Source organism: Roseibium algicola (assembly GCF_001999245.1).
In the GTDB taxonomy this organism is placed as follows: domain Bacteria; phylum Pseudomonadota; class Alphaproteobacteria; order Rhizobiales; family Stappiaceae; genus Roseibium; species Roseibium algicola.
The window spans coordinates 17,390-36,655 of sequence record NZ_CP019631.1 but is presented as its reverse complement, the minus strand read 5'-3'; the positions used below and the strand labels follow the sequence as shown (position 1 = coordinate 36,655).

The 19,266-nt window shown below is 57.1% G+C and carries 13 protein-coding genes; 2 read left to right on the top strand and 11 right to left on the bottom strand.

Annotated features, from left to right (window positions below; translation table 11 throughout):
* Nucleotides 1–63 precede the first annotated feature (63 nt).
* The gene (locus B0E33_RS28490) at nucleotides 64–4,581 is read right to left on the bottom strand and encodes a VCBS domain-containing protein (RefSeq protein ID WP_077293858.1); all 4,518 of its coding nucleotides are present in this window, start codon (nucleotides 4,579–4,581) and stop codon (nucleotides 64–66) included.
* A 435-nt stretch (nucleotides 4,582–5,016) separates the two neighbouring features.
* Between B0E33_RS28490 and B0E33_RS28485 the strand changes: the two genes are divergently transcribed.
* On the top strand, nucleotides 5,017–6,120 hold the full coding sequence (locus B0E33_RS28485; protein ID WP_077293855.1) for a helix-turn-helix transcriptional regulator: 1,104 nt from the start codon (nucleotides 5,017–5,019) through the stop codon (nucleotides 6,118–6,120).
* A gap of 30 nt (nucleotides 6,121–6,150) precedes the next feature.
* Here B0E33_RS28485 and B0E33_RS28480 read toward each other — a convergent pair whose 3' ends face one another.
* The 8 genes from B0E33_RS28480 to B0E33_RS28445 all read right to left on the bottom strand — a co-directional run bounded on the left by B0E33_RS28480 (nucleotide 6,151) and on the right by B0E33_RS28445 (nucleotide 15,936).
* Nucleotides 6,151–6,768 (bottom strand): GNAT family N-acetyltransferase, encoded by a 618-nt coding sequence (locus B0E33_RS28480; RefSeq protein ID WP_077293852.1) that lies wholly within the window; start codon nucleotides 6,766–6,768, stop codon nucleotides 6,151–6,153.
* Nucleotides 6,769–6,770: 2 nt separating this feature from the next.
* On the bottom strand, nucleotides 6,771–7,058 hold the full coding sequence (locus B0E33_RS28475; protein WP_077293849.1) for a DUF1127 domain-containing protein: 288 nt from the start codon (nucleotides 7,056–7,058) through the stop codon (nucleotides 6,771–6,773).
* Nucleotides 7,059–7,076: 18 nt separating this feature from the next.
* A complete protein-coding gene (locus B0E33_RS28470; RefSeq protein WP_077293846.1) occupies nucleotides 7,077–8,030 on the bottom strand; it encodes a homocysteine S-methyltransferase family protein in 954 nt (317 codons plus the stop codon).
* A 499-nt stretch (nucleotides 8,031–8,529) separates the two neighbouring features.
* Nucleotides 8,530–9,303 (bottom strand): prephenate dehydrogenase, encoded by a 774-nt coding sequence (locus B0E33_RS28465; protein WP_077293842.1) that lies wholly within the window; start codon nucleotides 9,301–9,303, stop codon nucleotides 8,530–8,532.
* 333 nt (nucleotides 9,304–9,636) lie between these two features.
* Nucleotides 9,637–10,569, bottom strand: coding sequence for a hypothetical protein (locus B0E33_RS28460; RefSeq protein WP_077293839.1), 933 nt, complete (start codon nucleotides 10,567–10,569; stop codon nucleotides 9,637–9,639).
* Nucleotides 10,570–10,688: 119 nt separating this feature from the next.
* A complete protein-coding gene (locus B0E33_RS28455; protein WP_077293836.1) occupies nucleotides 10,689–11,924 on the bottom strand; it encodes a serine hydrolase domain-containing protein in 1,236 nt (411 codons plus the stop codon).
* An 81-nt stretch (nucleotides 11,925–12,005) separates the two neighbouring features.
* A complete protein-coding gene (locus B0E33_RS28450; RefSeq protein WP_156912556.1) occupies nucleotides 12,006–14,636 on the bottom strand; it encodes an ATP-binding protein in 2,631 nt (876 codons plus the stop codon).
* Nucleotides 14,637–14,907: 271 nt separating this feature from the next.
* The gene (locus B0E33_RS28445; protein WP_156912555.1) at nucleotides 14,908–15,936 is read right to left on the bottom strand and encodes a hypothetical protein; all 1,029 of its coding nucleotides are present in this window, start codon (nucleotides 15,934–15,936) and stop codon (nucleotides 14,908–14,910) included.
* A gap of 524 nt (nucleotides 15,937–16,460) precedes the next feature.
* Here B0E33_RS28445 and hisD point away from each other — a divergent pair.
* Entirely contained in the window at nucleotides 16,461–17,744 is a 1,284-nt protein-coding gene (gene hisD, locus B0E33_RS28435; RefSeq protein WP_077293823.1) for a histidinol dehydrogenase, read from the top strand.
* Here the strand turns inward: hisD and B0E33_RS28430 are convergent.
* Together B0E33_RS28430 and B0E33_RS31050 are read right to left on the bottom strand one after the other, a co-directional pair.
* Nucleotides 17,735–19,114, bottom strand: coding sequence for an amidase (locus tag B0E33_RS28430; protein WP_167579691.1), 1,380 nt, complete (start codon nucleotides 19,112–19,114; stop codon nucleotides 17,735–17,737). The two genes, hisD and B0E33_RS28430, sit on opposite strands and share 10 nt — an antisense overlap.
* Nucleotides 19,107–19,247: a hypothetical protein gene (locus B0E33_RS31050; RefSeq protein WP_156912554.1), complete on the bottom strand. Its 141-nt coding sequence runs from the start codon at nucleotides 19,245–19,247 to the stop codon at nucleotides 19,107–19,109. The genes B0E33_RS28430 and B0E33_RS31050 overlap by 8 nt, the downstream gene beginning before the upstream one ends.
* Between the last annotated feature and the right edge of the window lie 19 nt (nucleotides 19,248–19,266).

The following is a 19,266-nucleotide window of genomic DNA, read 5'->3' as shown; positions in this document are numbered from 1 at the left end:
CCAAAAAAAACATAAAAAAGAAGAGAGGAGAGGGCGCGTGCGCCCTCTCCAGAAGTTTCATGATCAGACGACCAGCGGACCGTCGCCGTCTCCGTCAAATGTCGGGATAAGCATTTCAGGGATGTCACCCGCACCGTCCGCGGTGGTCCAGTCGTCACCGCCGAAGGTGTTGGTCTTGTCCGGATCTACCGACAGTTCGATATCGAACTCGGCGGAGTTGGAGACCGCGTCATTGACATCCACGACAGTCATCGTACCGGAGATGTTGGCGGTTTCGCCCTGATCCATTACCTGGGCCATAATGCGTTCCAGGTTATGGGTGAAGGTTACGCTGCCGTCGGCTTCACCGATGTTCAGAAGCCCTGCGGCTTCCAGATCGGCGATATCCAGCGTCACCTGATGGCCTGCGATGGACAGGCTGAGAGTACCCGAGATCTCATCGATCTGGAGCGTTTCCGTTTCACCATCATCAACGTCGTTGGCAGCCAGAAGCTCAAGAAGATTGAAGCTGCTTTCGTCGTTGTTGGAGTTGCTGTGAACAACAGTGAACGAACCCGTGTAGTCTTCAATTGTCGGGGCATCGTTCGTGCCGTTGATGGTGATGGTCACGTCGGTGGTGACAGTGCCGCCGTTGTTGTCGGATACGGTTACCGTATAGATTTCTTCGACGCTGTCGCCTTCGTTGAGGGCCTGAACATTGGCGTTGAACTGGTCAATGGTATAGGTCCATTCACCGGTATCCTCATCGATGCTGAATTGACCCAGTGCCCCATCAACGACAGAGGCGGAGTAGGTCAGGACATCCCGAATATCGACGTCCATGCCGACGATCAGGCCAGTGGCAACGTCTGTACCGTCCTCCCCGACACCGGATTCCGTCACCTCGCCCAGGATATCCGCATCGGAGATCGTGGGATCGTCGTTGGTGCCGGTCACGACGACCGTCACTTCCCGCGTGTCCGTCGCGCCGCTATCGTCCGTCACGGTCAAGAGGTACTTGACTTCCAGTTGTTCGCCTTGGGCGAGGAAGTCGAGTGCCGTTGCGGCGATTGCAAAGGTCCAGGTGGCGCCTCCGTTGTTGGCGTTACCGGCCGATTGCTGCACCGTCAGCGCATTCGTGAAGGCAAGCTTTTGCCCCTCCGTCAGCGTGAAACCACTGCCTGCGACTGGTTCGACAGAGGTGAACTGAGCGGTCACTTCCGGCGTGTCGGAGAGGTCAAGGTCGGTGAACAAGACCTCACCGGATGTTTCAAGCTGTGCCGGGGTATTGGCTTCCTCGAGAACGCCATCGAAGACACCGCCAGAGAACACCGGTCCATCATTGGTACCGGTGATCGTGATGGTGATCTGGGTGGTGTCGGTGCCTTCGGGGAACCAGTTCCGGTCGCTGACTTTGACGTCGAACGTCAGGGTCAGCGTTTCGCCGTCCGCCAGCCAGTCGAGTGGAGCCGAGCCGTTGTAGGCATAGGTGAATTCAACATTCCCATCTTCGCCCTTCGGCACGGAGAAGATGTTGTCCAGTGCGTCTCCGCTGGTGAAGTTGAAGTTGCTGGATGCCAGAAGGCTGCTGATATCGACGCCATCCGGAAGAGCGCCTTCCGAATAGGCCGGCGAACCATCGCCTTCGACCGAGATGTAGAGCGTGTCGCCCAGATCCGGATCGTCGACCACGATGTTGCCGCTCAATTCGCCGATATTCTGCGGATTGGCGTTGAGTTCTTCGTCGACTGCGAAGTCAAGAACGCTCTGCTCGACGAGGATTTCCGGCTGGTCGTTGGTGCCGATGATCGTCACCGTGATCGGACGCTCGACGAAGGAGTCCGGGTCATTCGTGTCCTGAACCCGAAGCGTGTAGTCGATCGTCAGAACATCGCCTTCGGCAAGGAAGTCGATAGCCTTGTCCTGGACCTTGTAGGAGTAGGTTACCCGACCCTGGTCGTCGAACTGGTCGAATGTCCAGAAGAGGAAATTCGTATCCTTGGCTGTCAGCGCGGCGTAGATATCGCCCGGCATTTCCAGAATTTCACCGGCACCGGAGGCCAGGGAAAGGTTCGGTTCGCTGATCTGGACTTCAAAATTGTCCGGATTGACGACCGTATCAGGATCGTTGATCTCGAAGACACCGCCGCGGGTATGGACGTAGCCTTCGTCTTCCGCACCCGGCCATTCAACGATGGGCAGGAAGTTCAACGAGAGATCGCCGCCGATCGTCGGAGCATCGTTGGTGCCCGTGATCGTGATGGTGACATCCTGATCCACGACACCGCCGTTGCCATCATCGACCGTCACGGTGTAGACGACTTCGACCTGCTCACCTGCGGCGAGGAAGTCAAGATGCTCTTCCGCGACGCTGTAAGACCAGTTGATCGTACCGTCGTTCGCGTTGCCCGGATCAGCGGACAGCCCGAAACCGGCCTGGATATTCGCGATCTGGCCGGCGGTGAGGCCGACACCATCAAGACCTTCAACGCTCTTGACTGCGAAGGTCGCCGTTGGCGTATCGGAGAGATCCAGATCGGAGAAGTCAATCGAGCCGCTGTCGGACAAGGTTGACGGATCGCCTTCAACGATGGATCCGCTCACGTCGACCGCAGTCAGCGTCGGAACGTCGTTTGTGCCGGTGATCGTGATGGTGATCTGGGTGGTGTCGGTGCCTTCCGGGAACCAGTTCCGGTCGCTGACTTTCACGTCGAACGTCAGGGTCAGCGTTTCGCCGTCCGCCAGCCAGTCGAGTGGAGCCGAGCCGTTGTAGGCATAGGTGAATTCAACATTCCCATCTTCGCCCTTCGGCACGGAGAAGATGTTGTCCAGTGCGTCTCCGCTGGTGAAGTTGAAGTTGCTGGATGCCAGAAGGCTGCTGATATCGACGCCATCCGGAAGAGCGCCTTCCGAATAGGCCGGCGAACCATCGCCTTCGACCGAGATGTAGAGCGTGTCGCCCAGATCCGGATCGTCGACCACGATGTTGCCGCTCAATTCGCCGATATTCTGCGGATTGGCGTTGAGTTCTTCGTCGACTGCGAAGTCAAGAACGCTCTGCTCGACGAGGATTTCCGGCTGGTCGTTGGTGCCGATGATCGTCACGGTGATCGGACGCTCGACGAAGGAGTCCGGGTCATTCGTGTCCTGAACCCGAAGCGTGTAGTCGATCGTCAGAACATCGCCTTCGGCAAGGAAGTCGATAGCCTTGTCCTGGACCTTGTAGGAATAGGTTACCCGACCCTGGTCGTCGAACTGGTCGAATGTCCAGAAGAAGAAATTCGAGTCGTGGTCTGTCAGCGCGGCGTAGATATCGCCCGGCATTTCCAGAATTTCACCGGCACCGGAGGCCAGGGAAAGGTTCGGTTCGCTGATCTGGACTTCAAAATTGTCCGGATTGACGACCGTATCAGGATCGTTGATCTCGAAGACACCGCCGCGGGTATGGACGTAGCCTTCGTCTTCCGCACCCGGCCATTCAACGATGGGCAGGAAGTTCAGCGAGAGATCACCACCGATCGTCGGAGCATCGTTGCTACCGGTAACCGTGACCTTGAATTCGGCCTTGTCGCCACCGACAACCTGATAAACGAAGGTATCGACACCCTCCTGGCCATCGGCGAGGCGGTTCGCTTCTTCGGAATAGACGTAGCTGGCTTCGCCCGTTTCAACGTTCAGCAACAAGGTGCCGTATTTGCCCTCGACCTCCAGCATGCCATCTGAATTAGCGACGGCATCAACGTTGACAATCGAGCCGCCAGCCGTTTTGAAAGCCAGCTGGGTGATGACCTGGCCACCGGTTTCGCCGATTTCGTCGTCGTTGCCGAGAACGTTGAATGTCGCTGCAACTTCCGCTTCGTCGTCGCCGGTGGTTTCGGTGACGTCGATCGCATCGTTATGAGCGACGAGTGCGCCATCCGTGACACTGAAGAGATGGATGTCACCGACTTCACTGCCTTCGCCGAACTGAACCAGTTCGATGTTGTAAAGGGTGGTCGTGCCGGTGCCGTTGGTGATGCTGACGGAACCGTCTTCGTTGGTCTTGATGTCGTAATCTTCAGCCTTGCCCGCAAACTGGGCAACGTCCTTGGAGCCGCCACGGCCGTCAATGATATCGCTGCCGCCGTTGCCGAAGAAGATGTTGTTCAGGCCGTTGCCGAGCATGACATCGTTATTGACCGTACCGATGGCATTTTCGATGGACGACAGCAGATCGATATCGCCGCCCTTGCTCACGGCGATACCGCTGCGAAGGTCGATGAAGATGCCGTTTTCTGTGCTGTTCAGGTAAGAATAATCAATTGTATCAACGTCGTCGCTGCCGAGCAGGATGTCGATGCTGCCGTAACCGACAAGCATGTCGTTTCCGCTTCTGGCAAGCACGAGATCAAGACCAGATGTTCCTTCGAGCGGTACATCGGCACCGGTCGTCCCATTCACGAAATTGATGCTGGAGACGTCCGGGGTCGGATCGCTGCCGTCTTCTTCGATGTAAGTACCGACAACGTCAACGTCGCTGATCGTAGAAGTGCTGTTCTTGATGTCCGCCAGAGTGGCGCGGATGGAGTCGAAAAATTCCGACAGATTGATGTTATTAGGCATTAATCCATTCCTGACTAGCTCCACCGGCTGCCCGTGAGGGACAACCGGTGATTAAAGAATGGGTGTAAAAATCACCCTTGCTGAAATGCACGAGCAGACTTGGCAGACTGTTTCAATTTGAGCCATTCCCCAAATGGGGGCTGCGTTAACCAAGAAGTTTGTTAACCTTGCCTTCAGACGACGCCGCAGAAAATACGCAGCGTAAACAACACTTCGGAGAAAGCTTTAGAGTTTCAATGCGTTGAGGGGTGTTAAAATGACGTATGGTCAACATTTGCACCCTAATTAACCATTTGTTAATTTTTTTGGCACGCGAGAAAAATAATTCCTCACGGAATACGTTATTGCCTCCCCTTAGAGTTGTGTATACGATTGCATAGTTTTTGTCGTGCCATTCTTCATATTTTTTTACTGTCAGAATGTTGTGTTTTAGCAATGTCCGAGCAACTCGAGAAGCTTATCGCAGAGTTATATGAGAGCGTAGAAACGGAGAGGTTGTTTTCAGAAACTCTTTCAAAAATAGTTACTTACCTTGGTGCGGCTCAATCTCATTTATGTCTTCTTGGGAAGGATAACTCTTCGATTGGACTTAATTTCACCGCCAATATGGATCCGAGTTTTCTCGATGAATACCACCAGCACTATGTCAACATCGATTACCGCTTAAAACTCATAACGAAATCACCTGTAGGGGCTGTCATGACGGACGATCAGTTCAATACAAAAGAAGGTTTACGCTCCAGTCCGATCCATCACGATCTGTTTCCGCGATACGATGTGAACAGGATCATGGGCAGTAACATAACCGCTGACGGTCGCCTTGGCTGGTTCGGTGTTACAAGCGTGCGCAAAGACGGGACGTTCTCCAAAGAGGTAATGGAGGATTTTTCGAGGCTCGTTGTCCATGCCAGGAAAGCGCTTCAACTTAGGCAGCTGCGCATGGAAACCGGTGAACGGGAACTCGTTCACAGGTCGTCCAACGATGCACCAACCCATGGCGTCATCATGCTTGCCAATGGCGAGACTGAATACGTCAACCAAATCGCGCAGGATATCCTCGACCTGGGTTTCGTGAGGATTCAAAATGGCAGACTGGTCTGCCGCAATCCAAGAGAACAAAAGAAGCTGGACGCGGTTCATCGGCGCGTTCGAAACGGGGAAGCGCCACTGGTGCGTCTTCTCGATAGCAAAACCAACACGACCTACGCCGTGCAGGTGTTCAACCCGCTCCCCCGTTTCGTTGACGGACGACTGGAACCGGCACGCTGGGTGACCTACAAGATCGTGGTGCTCAATCCGCAGGACATTCTCTCTCCGCGTACGCTCGACCGTATCAGCCAGTTTTTTGGACTGAGTGGAAGCGAGAGCGCCGCCATTGCCGCTGTCATAGCGCTGCAGCCGCTATCAGACTACTCCCGCGTCAAGGGTGTTCAGCAGGATACCGTTCGAAAACAACTAAAGTCTGCGATGACAAAGATGGCCGTCAACTCACAAAAACAGCTGTTCCAGGTCTACGAGCGGTTCAAGGTCTTCGAGTGACAGCCCGGGCTTCCAGGGAGCAGGTGAAGATCAACCCTCCACCTGCTCCCTGGCATCGCACTCTCGTACAAGCAAAAGAGCATGGCCGTCAGAGTAGTGCAGGTTTGGATGCGGTACGATGGCTCGATGATCCATCTCGCGAAAGCCCAGTGACGCATAGAGACGAAGTGCCGGCACATTCCTGTCGAAGCATATGAGTGAAACTCGCGCGAGATCTTGTGCGGCTGCAAGACGGTCGGCAAGGATCATCAGCTTTCGCGCGTACCCGCGACGGCGAAATTCCGGACGGACAGCCACGCCGGAAACATACAACGAGCCTGGATCTTCCAACTCGGAGTAGGGCCTGAGGACTGGATCGATCTCGGGTGTCTCATCACTCTCCATCTTGAAGGCATGCAGCATGGCCACCACCTGGCCACCAATCTCAACCATGTGGCAATTCTGATAGGAAAACGCCGTGTTTTCCCGCGAATACCGCGATGCCCCAACCTCCAGGAGGTCCGCGCCGGGAGCCCCGACGCGAGACCAGATGTAAGAAGCAAGTCCATCTGAGGACATCAGGAAAAGCGAGGCGATTTCACGTGCGTCTGCCTTCGTGGCCGGACGGATCTGTTCGCTCCGTGTTTCGCCTTTCGATTGGACCGACATTTTCACTTCACTTCTCCCGCGTTGACCTCATTGCACATGCCATCCCCCTTCGCCGCATCCAGCACGACAGCTGGAGCGGGCCTCAGGTGATGCAGCGCCCGGGTGTCACCGTTACGGATCACATGGCGCACGCTGTCACGGTTCAATCCGATGTCGCGCAGTTCATGGTCCGACATTCTCTCCAGTGTCTGGATCAGGATGCGGTTCTTCCTGGCTCTGCGCCAACGTTCCAGAATCCCGATCGCGTTCCTGCGACAGGTAATCCTGCCAACCATGGTCGAAACGGTCATTGTGATACTCCCCGTTCCTTACGCCCTGAGGGGCCGGTGGAGGCAGGTCTGCCCGATTGCGTCGACATGCCGGTGGTCGGTACCACAGCAGCCACCGAAGACCCGCAGGTTCGGCAAGACCGACAGGAGGTTGGCATAGTCCCTGCCAAGTTCCTGCGGATTGCCGTCATCCAGCTCTTCAGCTTCATCCAGCTCGGCGTGGCTCAACCGCGAAGCATTCGCGCGCAGACCCCGAATTCGCCTTGTCCAGTCCGCTCCTTCTTCCAGGACATGCCGGAAGTGATCCGGGTGGGCGCAATTGATCATGTAGTAGGCGGGCGGGCAGTCGGCATCGAGCTCGGCGATCGCGTCCTTGAGCGATTGGCCTGTCGGCAGGTGCCCATCGGTCTCAACGGTGAAGGCAAGAGCCAACGGCACGTCCCGTTTCGCGCAGGCCCGCGCTATGCCCATGGCTTCGCCGGCATGGGTCATGGTGATCGCGCTGATCATATCGACCCCTGCCGCATCCAGTGTGGCGACCTGAACAGCGTGATAGTCCTCGGACTCGGCAGAGGACATCATGGTTTCGGGTGCGTAGCCGTCTCCCCGAGGACCCATATTGCCGCTGATGACAAAGGGATGTTCACCTTCGAACTCGGCACGCAGTTCGAAAAGCATTGCAATCGCTTCCTGGTTGGCATGCTTCAATTCTTCGGCCGAATAACCAAGACGGTCACCCCAGTCACGGCTGGCGCGCCAGGTCGCGCTGTCGAGAATGAATCCCGTGCCCTGCGCATTCGCGATACGGGCGTAGCGTTCGTAATAGCGGCGAAGGGCAGCGCGGCCTTCTGTTTCTTTCAAGGCATGAAAGGAAGCAAACAGTGGCAGGTCGATGCCATCATGAAAAATCAGAGTTGTTTCGAGGCCACCATCGGTGAGCAGGCAGGCGTCACCAATCTGCGGCAGTTTATTACGGTACTTGTAAAGTTCCATCTTCGGTATTCTCTTGGCTCAAATGATTTGCGTACTGCGTTGCGTTTTTCCATCCGCCGCAGAGCAACATTTATTTTGTTGATTTCAGTAATTTTGCCGCGCGATGTTTGGCTACCCAATCAAACGACAACCTGACCTTAGATAGCCGGCCAAGGAACTTTCACGTATGACTGCCGTCACACCGAATGAGGTGGACGTTCATCTTCTAGAAACTGACCTTTTGCGAAGGGGAATTGCCACGAGGGGACAATGGCCAAGAGAAGGCATTGAACCGATCAACGCATCTAATGCGTGACTTTCGGGGTATCGGCCAAAGACACAAGCAACCGGCAAGGGGTGCTGGCCGGAACTTGCGGAGGCTGAATAACGAGCCAGCGCTATTTCCAAGAGGCGCAGCCGGCTTGGTCTTGTCCGCAGTCAGACGGGTAGGCGGATTGGCGGGTTTGACTGACTGCGGCGTTGATTATCGAACCGAACGGAGCCCGTTAGAGGGCCCGGTTCATGACAGGGCAGTCCGGCCGGGCAAATGCGGCGTCGTGCGCAGTTCAACATCAAGCTCCGAAGCAAGGTCGAAGAAACGCCGGCGCACGCCCGAGGCGTAGGGGTTCAGCCCCTCGATCGCATCAAAAAGCTCCGGCGGATCGTGGCGAACCATTTCGATAGCCTCGTTCAGAAGGTCGAAGCTTCGGGTGGTGGTCATCCGGGGAAGCGGTCCCATCTTCACCAGCACCTTGGCAATCAAGTGGGTAAGGCCCTGGGACAGCGCTGCATCGCGATCATGCGCATCCGGTGTCGTTTCGAACACATCCAGCCCAAGGGCCACCTTGAGAAAGGCGGCAACACGTTTGTAGCTTCGGCCTTTCAGAGGGCACAGCGCGATTTTCAGTCCCTGCAATCCGTTGCGAGCGCTTTGCGGTCCGAAAAGCGGATGGGTCGCAAGGATTTCGACATGCGGTGGCAGCAACTCCAGCATCAGACGAGCGGGCTCGACCTTCACCGAACCGACATCCAGCACCAGCGTGTTCGGCCTCAGATGCGGCGCTATCGCACGCAGTGTTTCTTCCATGCAAGCCACCGGAACAGCGACCACCACGATCCGGCAGGCGGCGACCTCGGCAAGGTCCGCACTGCCATCATAACGCGGATCATGGATCAGCAGTTCGACATGAGAAGAAAGATGCTCGGCGATCAATCGACCGAACGCCCCGTAACCGATAAGGCCCAGGGTGAGAGAGCGATGTGGTTTACATATTGCAGCTTGGAAAACAGTCATGACTTAACTCGGTGAATTGGCTGCAATGCCAAGAGCTGTATACCGAGTCACAACCGCTGGCGATGCAGCGGTAAACAAACAGCAAAGTCCCTCCGCTAACTTGGCGGATAATAATAGTTCGCAGTGTTGTGCAGGACGTTGCTCATGCTCTTGAGCTAGCAAGCCCGGTGGGACAAGTCAATGCGGTGGGACAAGTCAATGCGGCGCGATCATCTCAATATGGCAACTTGTGTTGACCGTATAGGTAAGCGGCCGATAACACGGCAATTCAAACGACCGTTTCCGGCGCGTCACCCAACGCAGCCGGCCCAGCGAAGATGAATTCAGCGACCCTTAGTCGAAGTAGTTTACCCAACCGATAACCTTGCCGCTGCCGTCCTTGATTTCGTCATTGAAACGTATGCCATGAAGGGATCCAACGTTTGGCGACACGGATCGAGGAAACCTGTTCTCAACGACATTTTTCACCTGGGCGCCAAACGAATGCCAGGCCAAGTCACCAAAATTTTTCGGTTTTGCCATCTTGGCACCACTCGCCCCACCTACGACCGATTGCATAAGCTCGTACGTTTGTTTGGCTTCTTCAGCCAGAGCCCTTTTCGCAGCACTGCGCGCCAACGAGAGGCACACGCCGTTCTTTAATGTTTTTTCGAAAATGATGACGTTCAGGCCAAAATTCATCAACGCAATACCTTTAACGCCAGCGTCGTTCCCCAGGTATGTGATCCAATTGACCTCAAGCTTGTGGTCTTGCCTGATCGTATTGTAATCGAGCGGCTGTTCGGTCCAGTAGTGGATCGAACCGTTTTCGGACACATTGTGGAATTTGCAGTGGCTCCTCGGATCATTTGTTTTCCAGACGATAAAAAGCCGTGCCCGGTCACCATCCATCTTGTTACTGACAAAGGCCGCTACCTCACGCTTGTGTTTCGGTGGTCGTGATGCCCAGGCCTTGATGTCGGAACTGATGAAACCGATGCCATCGATGTTCGATTTTTCGTAAGGTCGCCACGAAGTCCTGTCGGAGTTGTCACCGGATTTCGGGGCGACGGGACCATATTCCCTGGCAAACAGGTCATAATAGCTGAGCCATTCCTTTGACAGTTCATCGTAGTTGTTCATGCCTTTCCTGATCCCCGAGCCGCGCAACTCGGGATGGTGCCAGTAGAAAACCAGGTCAGCGAGATTGGAAGGATCCTTGATCCCTTTTGAAATCGCTTGTGAGATGGTGGCAATTATCGCGCTGGGAAAGTCGAATAGATTCATTGTCTTTCCTGTTCAATTACATATTTATGTATACTATTTATAATTTTTCTATACTTACATTTACACAAATGCAGAGATTTTATACTCATTCATATGTTGCATAGCTGAGCTAATACGTCTTACGACGGCCCGCGCGCTGCGTTGTAGCCATCGATCAGTGCCTTCCTCAGTCCCACGCCTTCATTCGCCGGGCGGGAATTCGCGATTGCTGCCGCAACAAAGCCATTCGGAAAGACAACCACTTCAGCGGTCGCCTGTCCGCCCCAACGGCTTCCGTTGTGGGATACGGCCCGCCCATCGTTGGTTCTTGGACGGCTTGCAAAAACGAGCCGGTCATCATCTGCGGAAAACATCAGCTCGTGATTGTCGTTGACGACTTCGCGCGTCGAAACGATGCGATGAACGACCTTCGAGAGGGCTCTCGTTGACAGAAACCAGCCTCCGATCGCACACGGCTTGCCGACTTCGGTGCGATCCGTACCGGCCTCATCCATTGGTCCGTTGTAATAGAGGGCGCCTCGCGCCGGATCAGAGAACGTATTGCAGCCGCCCGTCACACCAACCGGCTCGAACAGGGTCTTTTCAACGATATCCCGGTACCGATTGTACGCATGAACCTGGAGATAACTGTCATATGTTATCTCGCCGGGGGCAAACCCGTCCTCGATCTGCGCCCATTTCGTCGGCACAAGGGAAGCGGCGCTGACATTCCAGAGCGCAAAGGACGTGTTCGCGTAACAACGTTTCGTCACGGGTTCAGGCACGCAGGCATTCGCGCCTGTTGCGATGTTCTGCGCTCTGACGATGTAGGTTTCAGCGCCAAGCTGATAGCGTTCCTGCAACGTGAACGCATGATCCCAGATTGTTTTTCCAGACTTGGCGAACCCAGCGCGATGCTGCAGGAGATTCCGAAGCGTAACGGGTTGCAGGGAGGTGTCTAGCTCGCCCTGCCAGCGTCTGGGAAGGTAATCCTGAAACCGGTCGTCAAGCGAGACGCTTTGGAGTGTCTCGGCTCGGTTAATAACCGTTGCCGCCGTCAGAACTTTCGAGACAGAGCCAATCGCGGCCTCGGTGCGGCCGTTGAAGCGCTGCTCGCCACCACTCTCGCAAGGAGTGCGGGCGTAGCCGTGGTTGACCTGGGCAATGATGCGACCGTTTTCGCCGCGCAACGTGACCGCGTACCCCATGTACCGGTCTCCAATCGCTTGAGCGACCAACGCTGCGAACGTTGCGGTATCAAAGTCCGGTTTTTCCTGAACATCAATGAAAGAGGGTCTCTCCGCCGGAAGATCACAAGCACTGGCGGCAATCGGCAGGCCCATCGCGATAAAGGATACTAAAAAAGGTTTGAACATGACACGAAATCCGTTTCCTGAGACGCGTTAGCTCACGGAAACACTACGGCCGATGGCCAAACGGATCATGGGTGGGTGCACCTAATTTTCGTGCGACGAATACTCAATTTCCACGTCGGCCTCGTCTTCCGCCAGAACGATCCAGGGTTCGCTCTGTGAACGCAAAAGGACCTCCACCCTGTCCTTTGCCTGCAGCTTGGAGAGGATCGACGAAACATGGTTTTCAATGGTTCTGCGAGACCGGCTCAGCGTTTCGGCAATTGCCGCATTGCTGTTTCCCTCGACAAGAAGTCGGAGTACTGTCTGCTCCTTTGCGGTGAGACCGTAGGGGTGGTTGCGCGAACTCTTGTAAGGCCCGCGCTGCAGCGGCGGAAGGCCGGATACCCCTTCACGAGAGCGCAACCAGCGACGGGCCGCCATCGCCCCCATGGACCGGAACAATTCATCGGCCTCCTGAAGTCGTTCAGCCTTCCCGGTGGCGGCAAACGACCAGGCTGCCAGATAATCCGAACTTTCCATCTGAAACGCCACTCCGGCTTCTTCGGTCTTCCCTTCGAGAAGCAGGCGAACAGGCTCCGGAAGGCCAGGGGCGGAAGTGGACTTCAGCGGCAATTCCGCAATCCGGGCCCAGAACATCGCTTCGCCCAGCTTTCGCGGGCTCAGGAGCCTGGGATCGAGGCTACAGAGCCAGTCCCAGGCCTGCGCTGCGGTTTCTGAAGTTCCAGCCAGCACGGATTGCTCGATTTCCGCGATCTTCAGAACCGTCAGGTACTGGGGTTCGCCGATCTTTTCCGCTGAAACGAGTGCCTGCTGCAAAGCCTCTTCGGCGGCCGCATCACCGAGGCGCAGAAGGGAGCGGGCGAGGACGATCTGCGCGGGCATCCGCATGAGCAGGGTCTGGTTTTCCTGTCCCAGGACCCCGCGTGCAATCGTGACTGCCTCGTCAAAACGTCCCTGTTCCAGCCGAAGCTGTGCCTTTCGACCAATCAGGTAATAGGTCCAGGCGTCAAGATCGTGAGCACTGTCAAAACGGATCCCGGCATCGATCAGATCTTCAGCCCGGTCGAGGGCACGCATTTCTATGAGGCATTCGGAGAGATTTGTATAAACCCGCGCTGCCTGCTCATCGAACCCGTTTTCCAGCGAGATCCGCAGGCTCTCACGTAACAGCGTTTCCCCTTCCGGATCCCCTCGGAACAGCATGGCTGAACCGACCGTGTTAAGCGCATGCGTGCAGGTTTCAACGTCTTCGACAGCCTGCGCAAAGGTCAAGGCCCGACGCCCCCACGTCACCGCCTCACCCATCTCGTCTTGAAGCATATAATATTGGGCGCGAAGGGCGTATGCCTTCGCCTTCGCCCATTCGGTGGCCGAGGCGTTGTTTTCCAGGACTTCGATTGCTTCCTCGATGTACCTCTTGGCTTCCTCGGCTTCTCCCCTGTACCAGTGGAGCCGGGACAACCATCTCAGGTTTTCTCCCACCCGGTTTTCATCTCCGGCCTTGCGCCAGAGCTCCACCGCCTTGCGGCGGTTGGAAATGACGTCTGCGTCGATGCCAAGCGACAGGCCTGCCTCATAGGCCCAACGTTCGCAGATTTCGGCGGCCTGCTCGAGGTCCAGGCTGTCCGCCAGCGGCAAGACATGTTCAAGAAAGCGGGCGGCCTCGCGATGGGCTCCGAGGCTTGCCGCATTGTCTGCGGCAAGCGGTGCATACCGCAGCAGTAGCTGCTCATGTTCGGCTCCGCGGGCGTGATGCACGATCATGTCGAGAGGCTGCACTCCGTCTTCCCGGTTGCAAAGATGATCCAGGAAGCACCTGTGCGCATCAACCCGCCTTGGATGACTGAGCCGATCGTAGATGGCAATCCGCGCAATCTCATGACGAAAGGAGAGCCTTCCGCCGCTTTCAATCAGCAGACCTTTCTCGATAGCCTGCGTCAGGGTGCCGTAGCCATCGGGCAGTGGCAAAGCCAGGAGAATGCCCGACGGAATTGCACCAGGCCAGCAAGACACATATTCCAGTAGCCGCACGACGTCTTGCGGCAATCCTGCAAGACGCGCATCGACCGCATCCCCGATGGTCTGGGGAACCTTGCTGCCGTCTGCAGACTGAGCCAACAACTCGGTCAGGAAGAAGGGATTACCGCCCGTGATATCCAGGAGACGGTCTGGAGCCAGGCGGGTTGACCCAACAAGCATCTGCACCGCGTCCAGAGACAAAGGAGCGAGATTTATCTGCTTCTTTCGGGCCGGAACAATCTCGCCCATGGCTGAGCGAAGCGGATGGTAACCCGCCAACTGGTCATCACGATAACTGCAAACCAGCAGCAACGGCAGCATCGCGATCCTGCGGCCAATGAACTTCAACCAGTCCAGTGTGCGATCATCCGCCCAGTGCAGGTCCTCGATGACCAATACCACCGGTTCTCGCAAAGACGACAAATGCTCCACCAGGCCGCCAAAAAGCATGGCTTCCTCATCGCGGATCAGCGTCGATCCGGAAAGACCTGCTGCAATATCTCGTATCGGCCCGAGCGGGCGCGGCGTGATCAAAGGATCGCAAAGACCGATGACCTTCCTGGTTTCGGGCCCGAGGCTGCTCAGGAAATCCGCAATCAGAGACGACTTTCCTATCCCGGCTTCCCCGGCAACGAATACGATCCGTCCACCCGACCTGGAAATGGAAAGGCGAACCTCATCCAATATTTGCAATTGCTCTTCGCGTTCAAGTAGCAACAAACCAACCAAAAAAAGACGGTTTCGGACCTGGAAACAAATCTATGGAAGAGTGGACGCTACGGCAATTCTCAATAACTGGTTGTGACGTTCTTTCTTGATTTACCGATCGAAACGCACTCGAAAGGGGCGATTTGCACAGCGTTTCACCAATGCGGCCTTCGCAGGAAAATGTTCTCCATCGGAAGAGGCCAAGAATGATCTCGGGCCTGCCTCGCTGCCCGGAGAGAAGACCGGATGCACCTTGTCAGATCCACCTGCTGACCTCGCTGCTGAGCTTCCGTTCGGCTAGCTTCTTTTCTGCTTCCACATTCCATTTCTCACGTGTGGAGATCAACCGGACGGCACGTGTCGTGGCCGGCCACGTTCTGTCGCGCAGGCTATCCAGATCCAGTCCGACGCGGCATGCTTCAAATTCCTGAAGACGATCCTGCAATTCGAGGCCCGGGAGTGTTCTCAGGTTCTTGCAGTTGAACAAGCTCAGCCATTCCAGACCGACATGTCTCAGGTCCACTTCAACCAATTTGAGTTGATCATGAACCTGCAAGGCTGACAGCGCGGGAAACCTTCCAAGGTCACCCAGTGTGCCCAGTCCGGATACTCTTAAAATTCGCAGTTTCTCGAGTGTCTGGTGTGACAAGTCGCCCAGGTTGGCCCGGCTGCCCAGGATCAGGGTGAACTTTTTGAGGGACGCAATGGAGGATACGAAGTCGAGACGATGTTTCCCGGCAAACGAACTCAAGGACAAGGTTGCCAGATTGGGCAAGTGGCTGATGACCTCAATGCCCTTCCAGTGACCTTGAACGAACAGGTCGTGCAGGTTCACCGCGTCGGCAAGCGGGGCAAGATCGAGGTTTCTTTTCCGGTTTGCGGCGACCGTCAAACTTCGGAGTTGCCGCAGGTTCAAGGTTTCCAGGAACTGAGGCTGGTCAAAGTCCAACACTCCGAAATGCAATCGCTCCAACTTCGGTAACTGGCTGATTGCTTCAACGTGCGAGATGCGATCCAGGCAATCGAGAGCCAGGTTTGCGACATCCGGCAAATGGTTCAGGCAGCGCGCGTCAAAGCCTTCATCGTCGTGCTGGTAAAACCGGACGGTCAACCGGCCTCCTGCCAGACGGCAGGCTTCGTTCAATGCCTGAAGCGTCGCAACCTTGCAGGCGTCCGGATTGCAGAACTGGACTACAAGCTGGTCAGTCCCTTCGACGACCCGAACGAGGTCGGCCGCAAGAAGCACGTCGGGGTCGGTTATCCGGCCGCCATCAACCTGAATCATTCTGAATCCCTGTGGAATTCTGTCCGGTTTTCGAACAGATTCTGATGGTTGCGATTACTAACCGAAGAGACAGCCAAGTTGTAGCCACCGGCCGTGGTTTTGCGTTTCAGACGTCATCGATCAGAAAAGCGACACGGACAGCCCTCCGCATATCCTGCCGATGGCCCTCCCATCGTCACCTGCGCACAAAACGCGCAGCTCGCAACAAGCGTTTTCCCTCTGAAATGCATTCGTATGCAAATTTGCTTGCAATGGATGCTTGGCGGCAGTATTGCAAACGTATGCAGTTGGCAGAGAGACGCGCACCGGCACCGTTGTTCGATCCACGATCGACAAGAGGAATTCCACGGTCACGATGCGCCGCCTCTCATTACCGAGATGCGCTCGCAGCGCTCTACCGGACCGGCTGCCGGGAAACACCGATCACGCTCCCGATCCGGATGTTTCCTGTGATGTTTCAGCTTTCGGCCACGATCTGCGTGGTGTGGCCGGCCTATTGCGCCGCAGGGACCTGAGAGAGACAAATGACGAGACTACCCATCCCGGACACCATCCGGTTTGTGAAATCCCCGGCACGCGATGCGATTGCCGACAATGCCAGCGTCGAAACACTGGTCGCAGAAGTGCTCAAGCGGGTTGCCGCAGAAGGTGATGCTGCCGTCCGTGACTATTCTGAGAAATTCGACAAGGCGGCGCTCGACCGGTTCGAGGTCACTGCTGAAGAGCGTGAGGCAGCAGTCGAAAGGCTGGACCCGCAGACACGCGAAGACACCGAGTTCGCAATTTCCAACGTGCGCATGTTCGCCAGGGCCCAGTTCGGAACCCTGCAGGATCTGGAAGTCGAGATCCGGCCAGGTGTTCACCTCGGGCACCGCAACATTCCGCTCGACCGGGTCGGTTGCTACGTCCCTGGTGGCCGCTACCCGCTCCTGTCCGCGCCGATCATGTCGATCGTCCCGGCGAAGGTGGCCGGTGTCGGCGAAATCATCGCCTGCCTTCCGCCGAACGCCCATGAAGCGATGATTGCGGGCTGCCACCTTTCCGGCGCCGACCGGATTTTCCGGATCGGTGGGGCGCAGGCAATCGCTGCGATGGCGCTCGGCACGCAGTCCGTTCCACCTGTCGACAAGATTGTCGGCCCAGGCAACGCCTTCGTCAATGAAGCCAAGCGTCAGGTTTTCGGCCCTGTCGGGATCGACCAGCTCGCCGGTCCATCGGAAATCTTCATACTCGCCGATCACACTGGCGACGCTGAGATGATCGCCACCGATCTTCTGGCACAGGCCGAGCACGACACCAGAACCCGGGTGGGCCTCATCACGACAAACGCGGACCTTGCGGAAGCGGTCCTGAGAGAAGTGGACGTTCAGCTGAAGAGCCTGTCGACGGCAGCCACCGCCGGCCAGGCCTGGAAAGACTACGGCGAGATTTCCGTCTGCCCGGACGAGGCGACAATGATCGCCTATTCGGACATCGTCGCCGCCGAACACCTGCAGGTGCACACTGAGGATGCCAAGACCTTCGCCAGGAAGCTGAAGCACTACGGCTCGCTCTTCATCGGTCCGAACGCCAGCGTCGTCTATTCCGACAAGTGCTGCGGCACCAACCACACGCTGCCGACCATGGGCGCCGGACGTTACACCGGCGGGCTTTGGGTAGGGTCATACATCAAGACCGTAACCCACCAGTGGATGGACGAGGACGGCATCCGCGAGGTCGCGCCGCCGGCAGTCCGCCAGTCCGCCTCAGAAGGGCTTGAAGGCCACCGCCGCGCGGCGCAGCTGCGCCTCGACCGACTTCAGGGATAATCCAGCGATACCGGCTCGGCCCCGATCGCGGGCCGGGCCGAATGGTTGCTGGATTGTTCGAGCTGGTAAGCGAGCCGGCAGAGCAACGCTTCCTGCCCGAAAGCTCCGACAAGCTGGCAGCCGAGCGGCAAGCCGTTCGCGCCGAACCCGCAGGGAAGCGAAATCGCCGGATGCCCTGACATGTTGAACGGCATGGTGCGCATTGCGGTCCAGACCGCGCCGTCGGCAAAGGCGGTGAACTTCGGTGCGGTGCCGAGCGTGGTCGGCATGAGAAGTGCGCTGTGCTGCGCCAGCAATACGTCGACCTCCTGCCTGAAACGATGCGCAATGCCACGGGCATGCACGACGTCCTGTTCGTCCAGAACAGCTCCTGTCAGAAGGTTCCGGCGTGCGTCTTTACCATAGGCTTCGAACCGGTTGCGCAGACCCACCAAATGGTTCTGAAGAGCCTCCGCCTGCAAGATGACAGTGGCCGCGTCCTCGAGCCTTTGATAGGGCGGCAGCGTCACCAGCTCTATTCTGGCACCGAGCAAGGAAAGGAGCGCGGCGGTGTCGTCCATGGCTCGGACAAGGTCAGGATCCGCCGCAGGATCATCAACGAACCAGTCCCGGGCGTAGGCGATGCGAAGTCCCGAGAGCTCCTGTCCGATGTCAGCTGCAGCACGGCTCGCAGGGGCGAGCGCCTCCAGAATGACGGCAGCGTCTTCGACGCAGGCGGAGAGGGGGCCAATGACATCGAGGCTCTGCGACAACGGAAAACACCCTGACGCTGAAACCAGGCCCGTGGTCGGCTTCAACCCAACCACACCGCAATAGGCCGCAGGTGCACGGATCGACCCGCCGGTGTCCGTCCCGAGCGCAACGCGCATAAGCCCGGCCGAAACGGCCGCGGCGGAGCCCGACGAGGAGCCGCCGGTGATCGCGCTGGTGTCCCAGGGATTGCAGGTCGGCGGGTTGGGCTGGTCGAAGGCTGGGCCAGTCAGCGCATATTCATAGGTTGCGAGCTTGGCCAGCGGCACCATGCCGGCCTGCCTGAGCGCCGCGACGCTGGCAGCATCAATGTGCCCGGCCTGACCGGGAGCGTGCGGATGGGCATGTGACCCGCAGCGGGTCGGCTGGCCATGAACATCAATGATGTCCTTCACGCCGAAGCAGAGCCCGGCCAGCGGCGGCCGGTCGTCCGGCAGAACATTGTCCCAGCGAGACGCCTCGGCAACAGCATCCGGCGACAGATGCACAACTGAACGAATGGCACCGTCCCGCCGTTCGATGCGGGCAACCAGAGCCGACGCGATCTCGCACGCCGACACCTGGCCGGTCGCGATCAGCTCCTGTTGACGGCGCAAGGGGCTGTCCAGAACATCATCCATGGTCGCGGTCATCCTTCAGGGCACGTGCCTGTTCGGCCAGGCGCTGCGCCTGTGCAACGGATGCTTTCAGATCCGCCTCGGGAACAGCCAGCCCCAGATCCGTGAGGCGCTTCTTGTATTCGGCCAGGGTCATCGGCCGCTCTCCTGTCGTC